Origin of the sequence: Mycolicibacter virginiensis (genome assembly GCF_022374935.2) — a bacterium.
GTDB classification, from domain to species: domain Bacteria; phylum Actinomycetota; class Actinomycetes; order Mycobacteriales; family Mycobacteriaceae; genus Mycobacterium; species Mycobacterium virginiense.
Window position 1 is genome coordinate 3,820,784 of the sequence record NZ_CP092430.2, and the last position, 16,402, is coordinate 3,837,185.

Sequence of the window (16,402 nt, forward strand, 5' to 3'; positions counted from 1 at the left end):
GCGAATACCTCTCCTGATGAAAAGTTCGGCTAGTAATGAAAGTTGCTGGGTGGATGCGCGACGGGTCAGCCGACCAGGCCGAGGTCGGAGAACAGGTCGCCGAAGTCGAAGCTGTCCGCCATCGCGCTGCCCGCACCGCCGTCGTCGACGCCGTCGTCGACGACGAAGCCCTCGGGCGCCGGGATGCTGAAGATCGGGTCCTTGCCGCTCCACGAACCCCAGCCGAGCTGCGAGCCGATCACCTGCGACAGCCCCAGCAATGCGCCCAACGGACCGATCGCGTCGCTGGGCGCGTCGATGGTGGGCGACAGCGCGACACCGGTGTTGAGGTTGAAGCCGATGCTGTTGAAGATGGAGCCGCCGGATGCCGGCGCCGTGGCGATCTCGTTTCCGTCGGCGTCCAGGATGTGCATGGGGCCGGCCGTGACGTGACCGCCGGTGCTGAACCATCCGCCGAAGGCGAAGTCCAGGTGCGTCAGCTCCATGGGCGCCGGGAGGACGCCGGCGCCGTTGATCGCCGGCAGCAGGCCGTCCAGGTTGAGGGTGGCGCCGTTGAGCGAGGCGTCGAACATGTTCGCCGGGATGTTGATCAGGCCCTGCAGCGCCCCTGACGTGTCACCGTCACGCAGTGCGTCGCTGATGTCCTCCCAGCTGTTGCCCAACGCGACCCAGGGCGCGATCCACGGACTCACCGAGGCGAGCATGAGGGCGCTCATCGGCGAACCCAGGAAGTTGATGATCGGAGTGAGCGTCGCGGCCTGATCCTCCGGCAGGAAGCCCGGGACCTGGTTGAAGATGATTTCGTGGCCACCGCTGAGGTTGCCCACTGTGTAGCTGCTGTCCATCGTGTGGCGGATGACATCGTTGATGGTGGCCTGGTCGGCATTCATCAAGGTGATCGCCGACCACGCGTTCTTGAAGTCCGTCTGGATCGCGTTGACCATCGCCGAAATGGTCGACGGGTCGTCGATCATGCTCTGGATGTAGCCCTCGATGTTATTCGTGAACTGGGTGAACCCGATGTTGGGCGCCGCGTTGTAGGAGGCCATCATCTGCGCGATGTTGTCCTGAGCGGTGTTGTAGGCCGCAACATAGGGGTCAGTGAAATCCGAGAGGCTGAAGCCGGCGGTCAACGCCAAGTCACGTGCGATGGCCATGTGAGTCGACGGCGCCACGCCGGGGGTGACAGCGATCAGGCTCGCGCCCACGATCGCGACACCGGCGGTGGCGTAGGGGCGAAGGGCTTGCTGCATCAATTTTCTCCTCACAACTTGTCGCCGCACCCTGAGGCGCAGGTAGGACCAGAGGCAAGATAGCTAATATTTAACTTAGAAGCAACCGGGAACGTGAACTGCCTCAAAAGCGGCAAAAAATGTGATCCCCACCTCGAATCGGCCGGCATGAACCCCCACTGACCTGCAGTTAACGGTCACGCTAACGCTAGGCTCCCGCACTCCAGACCTCCGGAAGCTTCGTTCACGTAAGTGAACTTATCCGACATGCTGTGAACTGCCTTAGGAATAGTGATTAGTGTCAGCAAGCGCCCCGGACCGGGGCGAATCCGCATGGCTGATAACTTGCGTCCGCTTCCCAGCATGGTTTCGTGGGTGGATCTGTGGGTCAGACAGGTGCGCTGAACGCCCCTCGAGTGGACTCCGGAGGTCATATCTAGCTCTAACGTCGTTCAAGTCGCGCGGGAACACGCGCGCACGGCCGGAGCGAAGGCGAGAACGACACCAAAACGACCACGGTCGCCGAGCCCGCGATGGACTCGGCGACCGTGGTCGCGTTCAGGTGCCGGCTAGGCGCCGGGCGCCCCGTTGGTGCCCGGGGTACCGGGGGCGCCGTTGCCGGCACCGCCGGTTCCGGTGCCGCCGGCGCCGGCCGCCCCACCAGCCCCGCCGGGACCACCCGGCGTGCCACCCTTGCCGCCGTTCGCGCCATCGCCGCCGTCGCCGCCGGTGTTGCCAGCGCCCTGAGCGGTACCGCCCTTACCGCCGGCCCCGCCCTGACCACCAGACCCGCCGGCCCGGTCAGCACCGTCGGCGCCGGCAGTTGCGCCGCTGCCGCCCGCCCCGCCGATGCCGCCCTGACCGCCGGTACCGCCGACCCCGCCGTTGCCGCCGTCGAAGCCATCGCCGGTGGCGTTGGTGCCGCCAGTGCCGCCGTTGCCGCCGGCACCGCCCGCGCCGGCAAGGCCGCCGGCACCGCCGGCACCACCGGTGCCGCCGGTCGACGTGCCACCGGCACCACCCTTGCCGCCGTTGCCTCCATCACCGGCCGCACTGCCGTTGCCACCGGCCGCGTTCGAGTGGTTAGCGCCCGCCGCGCCGGCACCGCCGACCCCGCCGTTACCGCCGGCCCCGCCGGCACCGCCGTCGCCATCGCTGCCGACAGTTCCGGCCGGGCCGCTGGTGCTGGTACCGGCCGCACCGCCAATGCCGGCCTTACCGCCGATCCCGCCGTTACCCCCGTTGCCGCCGTCCAGGCCCTGGCCGCCGGCCCCACCGTTACCGCCCGCACCGCCGGCCCCGCCGGTGCCGCCGACTCCGCCGCTGCCGGCGGCACCAGTGCCCGAGGTACCACCGGCCCCGCCGTTGCCGGCACTGCCACCGTTACCGCCGTTGGTGCCGTTGCCGCCGGCGGCGCCGTCAGTGCCGGCAGATCCGGCCCCGCCGTTACCGCCGGCACCACCGGTGCCGCCGCTGCCGTCGAGCCCCTCGGTTCCCGCGGCACCAGCGGTTCCGCTGGTACTGGCGCCACCCGCACCGGCCGCGCCACCGTCCCCACCGGCACCGCCCTTACCGCCGTTACCGCCGGCCAGGCCGTTGCCATTGGCGTCGGTGCCACCGTTTCCGCCCGCCCCACCGGCTCCACCGGTGCCGCCGACTCCGCCGTTACCGCCCTTGCCACCGTCACCGGTGGTCGCAGTACCACCGGCACCGCCCTTGCCTCCTGCGTTTCCGGCCGAGCCGTCACCGCCGTTACCCCCGGCCGCGCCCGCCAGCGCGGTGCCGGCCGCACCGGCCGCGCCGGCCGTGCCGGCACCGCCGTTACCGCCATTACCGCCATCGGCCGTGCCGGTAGCGGCGCCGCCGTTACCGCCCTGGCCGCCACCGACACCACCGTCGCCGCCGTTACCGGCGTGGCCCGTACCGGGCGTGATTCCGAGTGGGTTGCCGACCGCCGCCACCGCGCTGCCGCTGCTCGCACCGCCGTTACCGCCGGCCCCAGCCGTACCGCCCGGAGCACCGGCAGCGCCACCGGCACCACCGTTCCCGCCGATGACCGTGCCGCTGCCGCCGGCACCACCATTAGCGCCGTTACCACCATTCGTCGTGCCGCCGGTGAGGCCAGCACCGCCGGCACCCCCGGCACCGCCGGCACCGCCATTGCCACCCACGCTGACGCCGGTGGTCGCGCCGGCTCCGCCGGCACCGCCGGCACCGCCGTTACCACCTGCGAAGCCCAGGAGGCCGGACCCGCCGCCGCCATAGCCACCTGCGCCGCCGTTGCCGCCCTGGCTGTAGACACCGGTCCCGTTGTTCCAGCCGGTGGCGCTACCGCCGGCGCCACCAGCACCGCCGTTGGCACCTGAGTAGGCCCCGATACCACCGTTACCGCCGTTACCGCCGGCGAAGGTGCCGGTACCGCCGGAACCACCGGCACCACCGTTACCGCCGAGGCCCTTGGAGCCGAACCCGCCGTTACCGCCGGCTCCGCCCGCTCCACCGGTGGTCTTGACGGTGGCATCGTTGGTGGCGCCGGCACCGCCGGCACCGCCGTTACCGCCGGCCCCGGCCGCCCCGGTGCCGTTGCCGCTACCGCCGAAGCCGCCCTGACCGCCGGCACCGCCGACGCCCGCAGCTAGCGCGGAACCGGTCGCGGCGCCGCCGGCACCGCCGTTGCCACCGGCTCCCCCGGTGCCGGTCCCGAAGCCGCCACCGCCCGTGCCGCCGCCACCGCCAATACCGCCGTTGATACCGGCACCGCCAGCACCGCCGGCACCGCCGTCCGCTCCGGTGCCCTGCTTGGCGCCGTAAGTCAGGCCGCCGCCCTGACCGCCGGCACCGCCAGCACCGCCGTTGCCCAGGAACTTGCCCCCGCCGTCCTTGGCCGCGTCGCCGCCGGCGCCACCGGCACCACCGGCCGAACTGGCGCCGAGCTGGCCGGCCCCGCCGAGGGGGCCGTTGAACTTCTCACCGCCGACACCGCCGGCGGCGCCACTACCACCGGCGCCACCGATACCGCCGTTGAGGTGGGTGGCGTCACCGGCAGCGCCCGCGCCGCCGTTACCGGCGGTGCCGGCCGCACCACCGTTGCCGCCGGCGCCGAAGGTGTAGCCACTGCGGCCGCCGTCACCGCCGACACCAGCGTTGCCGCCCCCGGCACCATTGCCGCTGCCGCCGTTGGCGAAGGTGCCCACCGCGCCATTAGCGCCGTCACCGCCGGCACCGCCGTTACCGCCCGTGCCGAAGAACCAGGCCACCGCGGCACCGCCGTCACCGCCGGCGCCACCAGCAAAGCCGGCAGTGATGGCGTCACCGCCGGCACCGCCGTTACCGCCGAGGCCCATGAACCAGCCACCCGCGCCGCCGTCACCGCCAGCCGCACCGGCGCCGCCGGCTCCACCGTCACCGCCGTTACCAATCCAGCCCAGGGCACTGCCGCCGTCACCGCCGGCAACACCGGCCGCGTCGCTGCTCCAGCCGGCGCCACCGTCGCCGAACCACAAGCCACCGTCACCGCCATCGGGGTTGAGCGCCGTTCCGTCGGCACCATTACCGATCAGGTACAGCCCGGAGATGTCATTGATGGCGCCGTTGACCAACTCGCCCAACGGGTTATTGATCCAGAACTCCATAACCATATGGATCGGGTTGTAGAAGAAGTTGGTGAGCAGGTCCGTGCCGAAGTCCGCCGCGGGCATGGGTTCGAAGTTGAAGCTGAAGTCCGCCGGCGAAGCATCCGACTGGGGGAACATGTCGGAGAGCCAATCGAAGTTGAACAGATCATCGACGTCGGCCTGCGCCGGCGGCGCGGACGCCAACGGCGCCATGCCGAACGCCAAGAACGCGGCGACGGCGCTGCCGGCGCCGGCCACCCTGTTGCGGCGCCGCGCGCCACTTCCGGGCTGAGTGCCACGCTGGCTGCTGGTGTGACGACGATTCATTTTCGAACACCTCTCGTGTGAACAGTCCTGTTGAGCGGTTGTGACTTCTCAGTTCGGGTCATGCGAAATGCGGGCTGGACGGGTTTACAGGCCCAGGGCGTCCAGGAGGCTCGCCCAATCGGCCGCATCCCCCACGCTCGAGCCGGCACCGCCGTCATCGAAGAAGTCAGAGGGGACGACGGGGAAAGAGAAGCCGGACAGCGGCGGCTCCACGGGCGGCTGGCCAGGGTTCTTGCCGTCCCAGTTCCAGGCGGCCCCGCCCAGCAACCCGGTGATGGCCTGCTCCCAGCCCATCATGGCGCCGATCGGGCCGACCCCGTGGCTTTCAACGGTGAGCGTGAGCGGTACCCCGAGAAAACCCGAAGCGTCGATAGCGAGGCCGACACTGTTGAAGATCGAACCGCCAACCGCAGGCACCTCGGAAACGATGTTTCCGGAGGCGTCATAGGTGGTGTACGCCGCGTTGGCCACCGAGCCGGGAGTAAGCAGGCCACCGAACGCGAAATCCAGGTGGGACAGGGTGCCTGGCGGCACCACACCGTCGAGCATCGGCAGGATGAAGTCAAGGTTGAGGGTGGCGCCGTTGAAGAAGGCGCCGGTCATGTTGGCCAGGATCTCGTTCAGGCCGTCGCCGTCGTTGATGCTGTTCATCAGTGCGACCCAGGGGCTTATCCCCGGCCCGATCATGCCCATGATCATGCCGCTCATCGGTGACGAGATGAAGTTGATGATCGCGTTTATCGGTTCGACGTCGGTACCGGCGGGCAAGAAGGCCGGCAACAGTTGCGGCAGGAGTCCGAACAGCAGGGAATGGCCGAGGGTGAAGGTGGAGAGATCGGCACCCCCGCTGAGGGTGTGCAGAATCGTGGTAGCTGCGGTCGGGTCGTCTGCGGCGATGCCGAGCATGGTGTAGGCGTTGTTCACCGCGCGCAGATGCTCCTGCATCTCGTTGACCACGTCGGGGATCTTCGACGGGTCGTTGAGGATCTCCTGGAAGTAGCCGTATTGGTTGGCGATGAACTGCTGGAACGCCACGAACGGCGCGAGGTTGAAGTTGTTGGCGAGCACCGTGGCGTTCTCGGCCGCGATGTTGTACTGCTCGATCCACGGCGCCATCGCGTCGGTCAGGAAGCTGGTGAGTGCGACGTCGTGGGCCTGGGGTACGTCGGGCAACGACGCGACCGCCGGGGGGACGGTGATCAGGGTGGCGCCCACGATCGCGATACCCGCCGTGGCGTAGGGGCGAAGGGTTTTCTGCACAGCCATCTCCTTTGGTGAGGTGCCGCCCTCGGCAAACGCCTGGAGAAGCTGTGGCGCTGCCGTGTTGCTCCTGGATTCACACTTATTCACTGATGTGAGACGAAACACTAACCGTGAGTAACTTAAGACACAAGCACCTTCGTCAAATATTTTTCTCGCGTTTCCAAAGCTCACATGCGTTAACTTTCGGATATCTCGTCATCCTGCATAATTTTCATCTGAGAGTGGACGGTCGTCCTGTTCCGGGCAGGGCGCATGCCCACTAATGATCGAATCGATGTGATATCGGCAAATCGGTGGACGTCCCCGGCGGTGCCCCGTTGCCGAGGTTGGGCACCGCACTGTCGCCGTACGTCGCAGTAGGGAATGCCGTGGTATGTCTGTTAAGTGCGGATCGGTGTACAGCTGGCCTATGCGGGTGGGTTCAAGGAAGCGGTCGAGCAGGTTGTCGCGCTGGAGCGAGCCGGGATCGACGTGGTCTCGGTCGCCGAGGCCTACTCGTTCGACGCCATCAGCCAGCTGGGCTACCTGGCGGCCAAGACGTCGCGAGTCGAGCTCCTCACCGGAGTTCTGCCGATCTACACCCGCACGCCCGCCCTGCTGGCGATGACGGCCGCCGGCCTGGACTACGTCTCCGACGGCCGGTTCGCCCTGGGTCTGGGCACCTCCGGGCCGCAAGTGGTGGAGGGCTTCCACGGCGTGCCGTTCGACGCTCCCCTGGGCCGTACTCGCGAGGTCGTGGAGATCTGCCGGGCGGTATGGCGCCGCGAACGCCTCAACTACCACGGGAAGCACTACCAATTGCCGCTTCCGGCCGAACGCGGAACCGGACTGGGCAAGCCGTTGCAGTTGATCAATCACCCGGTACGCGAACGCATTCCGATCTCGATCGCCGCGTTGGGGCCCAAGAACGTCGAACTGACCGCCGAGATCGCCGACGGTTGGCAGCCGGTGTTCTTCTACCCGGAGCGGGCCAATGACGTGTGGGGCGCGTCCCTGAGAGCCGGTGCAGCCAAACGCGATCCGGCGTTAGGTCCGCTCGACGTCATCGTGGGGGCGTCGCTGGCCATCGGCGACGACGTCGAGGACCGGCTGGCATGGGTAAAACCGCAACTGGCGCTCTACATCGGTGGAATGGGCGCCAAAGGCCGCAACTTCTATCACAACCTGGCCACCCGTTACGGCTTCGGCGACGTCGCCGATCGCATCCAGGAGCTTTACCTGTCCGGACGCAAGACCGAGGCGATCGACGCGGTGCCCGACGAGCTGGTGCGCAACACGTCGTTGGTCGGGCCGCGGGGCCTAGTGGCCGACAGACTGGCCGCCTACGCCGAGGCCGGCGTGACCACGCTGCTGGTCGGCCCGCTGGCCACCGGGCCCGACGAAGCACTGCGCTATGTCGAGGAGCTGCGCGCCCTGCTGCCGTCCTGACTCCGCGCGCGGGGGCCGGGTGTGGCCCAGAACACCCCGCACGCCAAGATGGGCCCATGGAATTCACGCCCACCGTGACAACCCCCATTGCAGAAACCCTGGTAGAGCTGCTACAGCGGCAAGCCGAGCGGTTCGGCGACAAGGTCGCATTCACCTTCTCCTACAACGGCGACGACGACGGCCGCAGCGAGCTGACCTTCCGTGAGCTGGACCGTCGCGCACGCGCCATCGCGGCGAACCTGCAACACTACGACGTCACCGGCGAACGAGTGCTGGTGCTGGTGCGGCCGGGCTTGGACTTCATCGCCGGGTTCTTCGGCTGCCTGTACGCGGGCGCCGTGGCGGTGCCGGTGCATCAGAAGCTGGCGCCACGCCTGCAGGTCGTGGTCCCCGACGCCCAGGCCCGGTTCGCGCTCACCGCCGCCGAGAAGAGCCAGGACACCCGGGCCGCGGTCGCCGGGATTCCCGGGGAACCCGAGCAGTGGTTCTTCACCGACGCCGGCGCCGACCCCGACACCTGGGTCGCCCCCGATATCGACATCAATTCCCCGGCCGCCATCCAGTACACGTCGGGTTCGACCCGCTCCCCCAAGGGCGTGCTGCTGAGCCACGGCAACATTCTGCACAACTGCGACGCCATCCGTCAGTCGTGGAACGGCGACGAGAACGCCAAAGGCGTGTTCTGGCTGCCACCGCACCACGACCTGGGCCTCATCGGCGGGATCTTGTCGATGATCTACGTCGGGGCCAGCACGGCACTGATGTCGCCGACGGCCTTCATCAAGCGCCCGATGCGCTGGCTGGAACTGGTGTCGGCGCATCGCGGCGTGATTACCGCCGCCCCGAACTTCGCCTACGACCGGTGCGTGGAGACCAGCACACCCGAAGAGCGTGCCGCACTGGATCTTTCCTGCATGACCGTGGCGATGAACGGCGCCGAATCGGTGCGCGCCACGTCGCTGGCGGCGTTCGCCGATGCCTTCGCGCCGGCGGGTTTCCAGCTCTCGTCGTGCTATCCGGTATATGGGTTGGCCGAGGCCACCCTGTGCGTCGCGTCCGGATCGCCCGCCGGAGTGCCCGGAGTGCGCTACCTCGACCGGGTCGCGCTGGAGCAGGACCGCATCGTCGACGTAGCGCCGGATGACCCCGCCGCCGCGACGTTCGTCGGCTGTGGTCAGCCGCGCCAAGCTGACATCGCGATCGTCGACCCGGTGACCCGCCAGCCCTGCGGGCCCGACGAGGTCGGCGAGATCTGGGTAGCCGGACCCAATGTCGCACAGGGCTATTGGAACAGGCCGGAAGAGACAGCAGCGACGTTCGGGGCGGTGCTGGCCGAGCCGGGCGACCCTACGCGCGGCCCGTTCCTGCGCACTGGAGACCTCGGATTCCTGTGTGCCGGTGAAATTTTCACCACCGGGCGATGCAAGGACCTGATCACCATCGACGGTCACAACTACTACCCCAATGACATCGAATTCACCGTGCAGCAATGCGATCCTGTGCTGGTTTCGGGCCGCGGGGCGGTCTTTGCCACCGACGCGCCGCCCGGTGGTCTCGAACAACTTGTCGTCGTACACGAGGTGGACAGTGAGCGGGCCGCAGAGACCGACCTCGACGCCGTCATCGAGGCGATTCGTCTGGCGGTCGCCACCCACCACGGGATCGCGGCCGACGCGGTCGTGCTGGTGCATCATGTGTCACTGCCCACCACCTCGAGCGGCAAGGTCCAGCGCGGCCAGTCCAAGCAGAACTTCGTCGAGGGCAAGCTGGCGACCGTCGCCGAGTGGCGTACACCCGCCCGGGAACTGTCGCTGGAAGAGCTGGAGGCGGCCGCCAAGATCGTCTCGACACTGCAGTCGTGGGGAGTCCGACAAGGCTGAACGATGCGCCGAGGACCTAGCCGGAAGCCAGCGGGTTGATCCAGCGCAGGCCGGGAAATCGTTGGAAATCGGTGTCGGCCGAGGCGAGTTCGACGCCCTGCTCGATCGCGAGAGCGGCAAGCTGGGCATCTGGTACCAGGTTGCCGGTGACATCGACCTGGCCACAGATCTTCGCGTAGGTCTGTGCCGTTGCTTCGGTGGCGGGCGGGATCCACACCACTGGGACCGCTAACCAGTCCGAAACGTGCGTCCACGCTTCGGCGCCGGTCAATGGGTTGGCGGCCGCCCTGGGATGTGTGACCATCCGCAAGAACGCGCCGATGGTCTGCCACGGCAGCCCAACCCGGTTGGCGCCGTTCAACGTTTCTTCCAGCCACGCTGCGGCCACCGGATTGTGTTTGCTATCGGAATCGACGGCGTACAGCAGGAGGTTCGCGTCGACAATCATCGGTCGCCATCGAGTAGGTCGAGCACCTCGGCCACGTTGCTGACATCGACCTTCAGGCCGACCGGCGCGGTGCGATGACGGTATCGAGGCCCGGGGCCGCTGGCCTGTGCGGCGATGCCGCGGCGGGCAAGCAGGTTCAGCGCCTCGCTGATACCCAGTCCCTGCCGGCGAAGTCGCTCGATCTCGGCAGCGACATCGCTGTCGATCACCACGGTGGTTCTCACATTGAGCATGCTACTCCTGTCGCATCATGATGCGAGGGCAAACGCATCATGATGCGATTGCTCGAATCACTCCCCTACCTGCGGCAATTCCTCGGCTGCCATTTCGCACGGGGTCTTCGGCGGGATGACGTCTGTCGACTCGGCGGCCGGTTCGTCCGCACTGTCTCCGGTGTCGACTACGGGTCCGGAATCCCCGGCGCCCGGTGCTGGCTCCACTGCGACATCACCGATTGCCGCGTCCCCCGCCGGGTCTTCGGCGTCAGAATGCTTGGCGGTCTCCACCGCCGGTTCGGTCTCCGGCTCGGACTCCGGCTCGGGGTCGTCGGAGTCGGTGGGCTCGACGCCTTCCCGGATTGGATCGTCGAACGGCTCGTCGAACGCCTGGCCGGCGCCGGGATCGCCGAGCGCATCGACAAGCCGCGGGATCAGCCCGCCTAAGCCTGCGAGTCCGCCCAGCCCACCGCCCAGGCCACCCGGTAGTCCCGCCGACGGCAAACCCAGGTCGCCGGGCAGGCCGAGCGCGCCCGGCAGCCCCAGATCACCCGGTTTATGCGGCGGTTCCAGCTTCGCCTCTCCTTCGTCGAGGCTCGCTAAACCACCGGGTTTATGCGGCGGTTCCAGCTTCGCCTCTCCTTCGTCGAGGCTCGCTAAACCACCGGGTTTATGCGGCGGTTCCAGCTTCGCCTCTCCTTCGTCGAGGCTCGCTAAACCACCGGGTTGGTCATCGAGCGGTTTGGCGGGTGCCGAGGCGCTCACCGCCTGCGCCGGTGGATCCGGCGCCAGCCGGGCCATCTGGGCCGGCGAAACATCGAGCGGGCCGGCGATCGGAGCAATCGGGACGGGCACCGCGGGTGCTGCCACCTCGGATCGATGCGCCGGTCCCAGATCCCCCGGAATCGCGAACACCACGCCCGCCCCAGGCTCAGCCGCCGCTATCGCCGCGCCGTAGGCCGCGGCGATCCCGTCCTGCGCGGTTCGGATGGCCGTCACCCACTCGCCGCGAACATCGTTGTCCACGTAGGGAATTACTTGCTTGTCTACCACCTCGGCGGCACCCTCCTCGCCGGCGCCGGAGCTCACCGCGTGGGCTGCCGCCAGCCAGGAATGCCGGTGCGCGCCCACCCGCTCATCGACTGCCACCATCGCGGCCACCTTGGCGTCGACCAACCGCCACAACTCGTCGCGCAGCACACCGCAACCCGCGGCCGCCGCCCGCAGCCGGGTCGTCAGCTGTGCTGCGGCGTCGCAGTGCTGACGCAGGAATTCCGCGGCCACGTCGGCGCCCGGCCCCCGCCAGGCATTGGCCAGCTCTACCAGTTGCTGTCGTTGGATACGCAGTGCGTCGTCGGCGGTGTCGGCGAGTGCATTCAGTGCGGCACAGTCGCTATCGAGCGATTGCAGGTCCAGGCCGGCTTCGCTGTCGTAGCGGCCGGCGAGCTGGCCGTCGTAGCCGGTGAGTTCCGGATGCCGGTATCCCCGTCGATAGCACGCCGACACATAGGTCTGAGTGTGCATGACCGCCTCGCGCCCCTCGGCCAGCCGGGTGGACACGTCATATCGCTGGGCCACGTCAGCCAACCCGTTCGGCGGCGCTGGCTTCGGCCTGTCCGTAACGCGTCAGCGCGACCCGCAGTGCCGTGGCGATCTCGGTATTGGCCCGCGACCAGCGCATCAGCTCGGGCAACCAGGCCTGTAGCGCACGGCGCAGCGACTCCCCCGCCCTGATATGGTCGCGCCCGGCAGTGGCGCCGTCGAATAGCAGCCCGCCCAACCGGATACGGTAAGCCGTGTCGATGACCGATGCGACTCCATCGAACTGGTCCGCGACCGAGCGCAGCGCGGAGGCATCGAGGTAGAGCTGTTGTCGTCCCATACGTGTTTGACGGTGTGAACGCCCCGGCGGTTCCAGCCGCAACCAATTCAGCTGTAATGCAGGCGGCACTGCGCGATACGAACCTCGTCATCGACGACTTTGTAGACCAGCCGATGTTCGGCGGTGATACGGCGTGACCAGTAGCCCTGAAAGCCGCGCTTCAACGGCTCGGGCTTGCCAATGCCCTCGTTGCCGTTGCGCTGAATGTCGGCGACGAGCTGGTTGATCCGGCGCAGCACTCTGCGATCCTGACGCTGCCAATAGAGATAGTCGTCCCAGGCCGATTCGTCCCAGACAAGTTTCACCTACTTGTCCAACAGGTCGTGCGCCGCCCCTTCGCCGGCTTCCAGCCTCTCGATCGAGCCAAGCAGCCGCCGCGCATTGGCCGGGTTTTGCAGCAGATGCGCGGTCTCCTTCAGCGCTTCATAGTCCTCGAGCGCAACCAATACCACTGGAGGCTTTCCGGACCGTGTGATGATGACTTCCTCGCGGTCATCGAGTACCGAGTCGAGAGTGGCCGCAAAAGCCGCCCGCGTCGCGGAGTAGCTCATGGTCTTCATGGTCGGCAGGCCTTCCTCACCGAACAAGTACTGTACAAATAATTGTACGTCATGGGCGCCCACGGTTGCAGCCACGAACATCGCCCCCAGCGGGGTGGGCGGCCCGGCTCAGTGCCGGGTACGTACCGCGTCGGCGACGTCGGCCGCGATCCGGCGCGCCGTCTCCTCGTCAGAGGCCTCCACCATTACCCGGACGAGCTGCTCGGTTCCCGACGGACGCAACAGGATTCGCCCAGTGTCACCGAGCTCTTCGGTGGCGCGCTGCACCGCATCGCGCACCGCCGGGCGGCCCACCGCCTCGGCCTTGTCAGTGACCTCGACATTGATCAGCACCTGCGGCAGCGTGCGCATCGCCGAGGCCAGGCCGGCCAGCGGAGTGCGAGTCTGCGCCATTCGCGCCATCAGACGCAGGCCAGTCATGATGCCGTCACCGGTGGTGGCCACCTGGGGCAGCACGATGTGGCCGGACTGCTCACCGCCGAGGGTGAATCCGCCGGCGCGCAGCTGCTCGAGAACATAACGGTCACCGACGTCGGTGGTGTGCACCGTCACCCCGGCCTCGCGCATGGCCAGGTGCAGACCGAGATTGCTCATCACGGTCGCCACCAGGGTGTCGTCTGCCAGTTCGCCGGCTTCGCGCATGGCCAAGGCCAGCACGACCATGATGGCGTCACCGTCGATGACGTTGCCGTCCGCGTCGACGGCCAGGCAGCGGTCAGCGTCACCGTCGTGTGCCAGGCCCAGGTCCGCTCCGTGGTGCAGCACCGCGGCACGCACCGGCTCCAGGTGCGTCGAGCCGCACCCCTCGTTGATGTTGAGCCCGTCGGGGTCGGCGTTGATGGTGATCACGGTCGCCCCAGCGGCCCGGTAGGCCCGCGGCGCCGCGTCCGATGCTGCGCCATGAGCGCAGTCCACCACCACGGTCAGGCCGTCCAGCCGGCTGGGATTGGACTCGCCCAGGTGCCGCAGGTAGCAGTCCAGCGCATCCTTGGCGTCCACCACCCGGCCCAGCTCGGCGCCGATCGGGCGCAAGCCCGGTCCGGCAGCCACCAGGTCTTCGATCTGGTCCTCGGTGGCGTCGTCGAGCTTATGCCCGCCGGGACCGAAGAATTTGATGCCGTTGTCGGGCATCGGGTTGTGCGAGGCGGAGATCATCACCCCGAAGTCGGCTTCATACGCGCTGGTCAGATAGGCCACTGCCGGGGTCGGCAGCACACCGGCGCGGAGCGCATGGACGCCCTGGCTGGTCAGCCCGGCGATGACCGCGGCCTCCAGCATCTCGCCGCTGGCCCGCGGGTCACGCCCGACGACAGCAACCCGGCGCCCGGTGCCAGTGGAGAGCCGCTGTGCCGCCGCGCCGCCCAGCGCGACCGCCAGCTCGGCGGTCAGCTCGCGGTTGGCAACCCCGCGGACGCCGTCGGTGCCGAAAAGTCGACCCATAACTATCCTTTATCGCCGCGAGCGCGCGTGCCGCCGGCCCGACACGCCGGTGTCGAACCGAAAACACGCACCCTCAAACGCAAGCCGGGGGTGCCTTCCGCGTGCGGAAGGCACCCCCAACTCGCTGCCAGAATGCAATCGCAGATCAGCGCTTGCTGTACTGCGGAGCCTTGCGGGCCTTCTTGAGACCGTACTTCTTGCGCTCGGTGGCCCGGGGGTCACGAGTCAGGAAGCCGGCCTTCTTCAGGGCCGGACGGTCTTCGGGCTGCACCAGGATCAGCGCGCGGGCCAGGGCCAGGCGCAGCGCACCGGCCTGGCCGGAGGGGCCGCCGCCGTCGAGGTGGGCGTAGACGTCGAAGCTGTCCACCCGGTCGACGGTGACCAGCGGAGCCTTGATCAGCTGCTGGTGCACCTTGTTGGGGAAGTAGGCCTCCAGGGTGCGCCCGTCCAGGTTGAACTTGCCGGTGCCGGGCACCAGGCGCACACGCACCACGGCCTCCTTGCGGCGGCCGACGGTCTGGATGGGACGACCCAGGTCGTGCGGCTCGTAAGCCGGCGCGACCTCTTCGTACACCTCTACGGTCTCGTCAACCACGGGGGCCTCGACGGCCTCGGTGGCCTCGTCGATGGCCTCAGTACCTTCAAATGCAGTCTCGGTCATTGCGCCACCTGCTTGATTTCGAACGGGATCGGCTGCTGCGCGGTGTGCGGATGCACCGGGCCGGCGTAGACGTGCAGCTTGCGCTGAATCTGACGCCCCAGCTTGTTGTGCGGGATCATCCCGAGGATCGCCTTCTCCACGACGCGGTCGGGACGGGTCTCCATCAGCTCACCGATGCTGCGCTTGCGCAGCCCGCCCGGGAAGCCCGAGTGGCGGTAAGCCATCTTCTTCTGCAGCTTGTTGCCACTGATGGCAACCTTGTCGGCGTTGATGATGATGACGAAGTCACCGCCGTCAACGTTCGGTGCGAATGTCGGCTTGTGCTTGCCGCGCAGCAGGGTTGCTGCCGCAACGGCGAGCCGGCCGAGCACCACGTCGGTGGCGTCGATGACATACCACGAACGTGTGGTGTCACCCGCCTTCGGCGCATAGGTGGGCACAGCGCTTACCTCTTCTTTTAACTCGAGCCGGGGTTTCCCGGTTCTAGCGGATCCCGGAGCGAGCCGGGTGCCGGTCTGGCGACGACGGGTTGGTTCTCGGCGACCGACAGTGACCCGAGGACCCACTGTGCCAGAAGGCACCGCACGCCAACGGTGCAGCTTACCGGCGGTGATCGGGGCGGGTCAAAACGGCGATCGCCGGCGTTTGAGCCGGTGTGGCCCCGTCGGCTCTCCACCATCGGGGCCACACCGTGTTCGGGGGTGGCCTCTCCTACCTCCCCCAAGCTCCCGCGGCGCGACGATCGGCGTCGGCAACGTCGACGGCGCCGTCACGGACGGCGTTGCCCAGGTCGAACAGGATCTGGTTCAGCGCACTGACGGCGTGCTGCCATCGCAGCTGTTCAGCGTGGTAGGCGCCGGCCGCCTCCCGCGTCCAGACCTGCTGCAGGGGTGCGATCTGCGACCGCAGCTCCTCCAGGGCCCCGTTGAGCCGGGCGGCCGTGGAGTGGATCTCCTGGCGGACGGCGTATTCGATCTCGTCGAAGTTGTACGACAGTGCGGCGTCCATGTCCGGCCCTACTCAGATTCCGTCGCCGGCGGCGGCGATGTGGTGCGAGTGGGCCTGGGCGACCTCACGCAGCGCCCGCTCGTTGTGGCGGATGGTCTCGGCGATGCGCGCCAGGGCGTGGTGCAGCTTCATCGATTCGGCGTTCCAGCGGTCCACGACATCGTGGAAGCGGGCTGCCGCCAGGCCCGACCACACCGATGGCGGCACTGCCCCCATCCGGCCGACGAACGCCTGCAGCATCCCCCGAATCTCCTCGTTGCGGGCGTCGGTGGCCGCTGCGACGGCACGCATGACGTCGAAGTCGGCGCTGAGTGTGGTGGTGGCTGCGGGTGTGCTCACATCGTCTCCTGCCGTCGGCGGCCGCGATCGAGTCGCGCTGATATGTAGTTCGACTGCACTCGCCGGGTTTCGGTTCCATCGGCCTTGGCAACCGCCGGGCGACGC

The 16,402-nt window shown here is 68.2% G+C and carries 16 protein-coding genes; 2 read left to right on the plus strand and 14 right to left on the minus strand.

What is annotated here, in order from left to right:
• Nucleotides 1–65: 65 nt before the first annotated feature.
• The 3 genes from gjpA (MJO54_RS18565) to gjpA (MJO54_RS18575) form a co-directional block, all read right to left on the minus strand.
• Nucleotides 66–1,253: an outer membrane porin GjpA gene (gene gjpA, locus MJO54_RS18565; protein ID WP_165797953.1), complete on the minus strand. Its 1,188-nt coding sequence runs from the start codon at nt 1,251–1,253 to the stop codon at nt 66–68.
• A gap of 548 nt (nt 1,254–1,801) precedes the next feature.
• Nucleotides 1,802–5,173 (minus strand): PGRS repeat-containing protein, encoded by a 3,372-nt coding sequence (locus tag MJO54_RS23660; RefSeq protein ID WP_207543221.1) that lies wholly within the window; start codon nt 5,171–5,173, stop codon nt 1,802–1,804.
• A gap of 84 nt (nt 5,174–5,257) precedes the next feature.
• The gene (gene gjpA / locus MJO54_RS18575) at nt 5,258–6,439 is read right to left on the minus strand and encodes an outer membrane porin GjpA (protein WP_046285303.1); all 1,182 of its coding nucleotides are present in this window, start codon (nt 6,437–6,439) and stop codon (nt 5,258–5,260) included.
• Nucleotides 6,440–6,820: 381 nt separating this feature from the next.
• Here gjpA (MJO54_RS18575) and MJO54_RS18580 point away from each other — a divergent pair, with 381 nt between their 5' ends.
• Together MJO54_RS18580 and MJO54_RS18585 are read left to right on the plus strand one after the other, a co-directional pair.
• Nucleotides 6,821–7,864, plus strand: coding sequence for an LLM class F420-dependent oxidoreductase (locus tag MJO54_RS18580; protein ID WP_064888353.1), 1,044 nt, complete (start codon nt 6,821–6,823; stop codon nt 7,862–7,864).
• A 56-nt stretch (nt 7,865–7,920) separates the two neighbouring features.
• Nucleotides 7,921–9,744, plus strand: coding sequence for a fatty acyl-AMP ligase (locus MJO54_RS18585; protein ID WP_240175301.1), 1,824 nt, complete (start codon nt 7,921–7,923; stop codon nt 9,742–9,744).
• A gap of 16 nt (nt 9,745–9,760) precedes the next feature.
• On the opposite strand, the gene MJO54_RS18590 is transcribed toward MJO54_RS18585, so the two are convergent.
• From MJO54_RS18590 to MJO54_RS18640, 11 genes are all read right to left on the minus strand, one after another.
• The gene (locus MJO54_RS18590) at nt 9,761–10,192 is read right to left on the minus strand and encodes a TA system VapC family ribonuclease toxin (RefSeq protein ID WP_046285299.1); all 432 of its coding nucleotides are present in this window, start codon (nt 10,190–10,192) and stop codon (nt 9,761–9,763) included.
• Complete coding sequence (locus MJO54_RS18595) at nt 10,189–10,416, minus strand: CopG family transcriptional regulator (protein ID WP_192830613.1); 228 nt, start codon at nt 10,414–10,416, stop codon at nt 10,189–10,191. Before MJO54_RS18595 ends, MJO54_RS18590 begins: the two co-directional genes overlap by 4 nt.
• Before the next feature lie 66 nt (nt 10,417–10,482).
• Complete coding sequence (locus MJO54_RS18600; protein WP_105295625.1) at nt 10,483–11,985, minus strand: hypothetical protein; 1,503 nt, start codon at nt 11,983–11,985, stop codon at nt 10,483–10,485.
• 1 nt (nt 11,986) lies between these two features.
• Nucleotides 11,987–12,289: a type VII secretion target gene (locus tag MJO54_RS18605; RefSeq protein ID WP_046285296.1), complete on the minus strand. Its 303-nt coding sequence runs from the start codon at nt 12,287–12,289 to the stop codon at nt 11,987–11,989.
• Between the two features lie 47 nt (nt 12,290–12,336).
• Nucleotides 12,337–12,594, minus strand: coding sequence for a Txe/YoeB family addiction module toxin (locus tag MJO54_RS18610; protein ID WP_064888350.1), 258 nt, complete (start codon nt 12,592–12,594; stop codon nt 12,337–12,339).
• Entirely contained in the window at nt 12,595–12,924 is a 330-nt protein-coding gene (locus tag MJO54_RS18615) for a type II toxin-antitoxin system Phd/YefM family antitoxin (protein ID WP_434085415.1), read from the minus strand.
• A 33-nt stretch (nt 12,925–12,957) separates the two neighbouring features.
• Nucleotides 12,958–14,289, minus strand: coding sequence for a phosphoglucosamine mutase (glmM, locus tag MJO54_RS18620; protein WP_240175302.1), 1,332 nt, complete (start codon nt 14,287–14,289; stop codon nt 12,958–12,960).
• 145 nt (nt 14,290–14,434) lie between these two features.
• Nucleotides 14,435–14,950 (minus strand): 30S ribosomal protein S9, encoded by a 516-nt coding sequence (gene rpsI, locus MJO54_RS18625; RefSeq protein ID WP_275564466.1) that lies wholly within the window; start codon nt 14,948–14,950, stop codon nt 14,435–14,437.
• A complete protein-coding gene (gene rplM, locus MJO54_RS18630; protein WP_046285292.1) occupies nt 14,947–15,390 on the minus strand; it encodes a 50S ribosomal protein L13 in 444 nt (147 codons plus the stop codon). The genes rpsI and rplM overlap by 4 nt, the downstream gene beginning before the upstream one ends.
• A 271-nt stretch (nt 15,391–15,661) precedes the next feature.
• Nucleotides 15,662–15,958 carry a WXG100 family type VII secretion target gene (locus tag MJO54_RS18635; RefSeq protein ID WP_240175303.1) on the minus strand — a complete coding sequence of 99 codons (297 nt, stop codon included), beginning with the start codon at nt 15,956–15,958 and terminating at the stop codon, nt 15,662–15,664.
• 12 nt (nt 15,959–15,970) lie between these two features.
• Entirely contained in the window at nt 15,971–16,297 is a 327-nt protein-coding gene (locus MJO54_RS18640; protein ID WP_046285290.1) for a WXG100 family type VII secretion target, read from the minus strand.
• Nucleotides 16,298–16,402 lie beyond the last annotated feature (105 nt).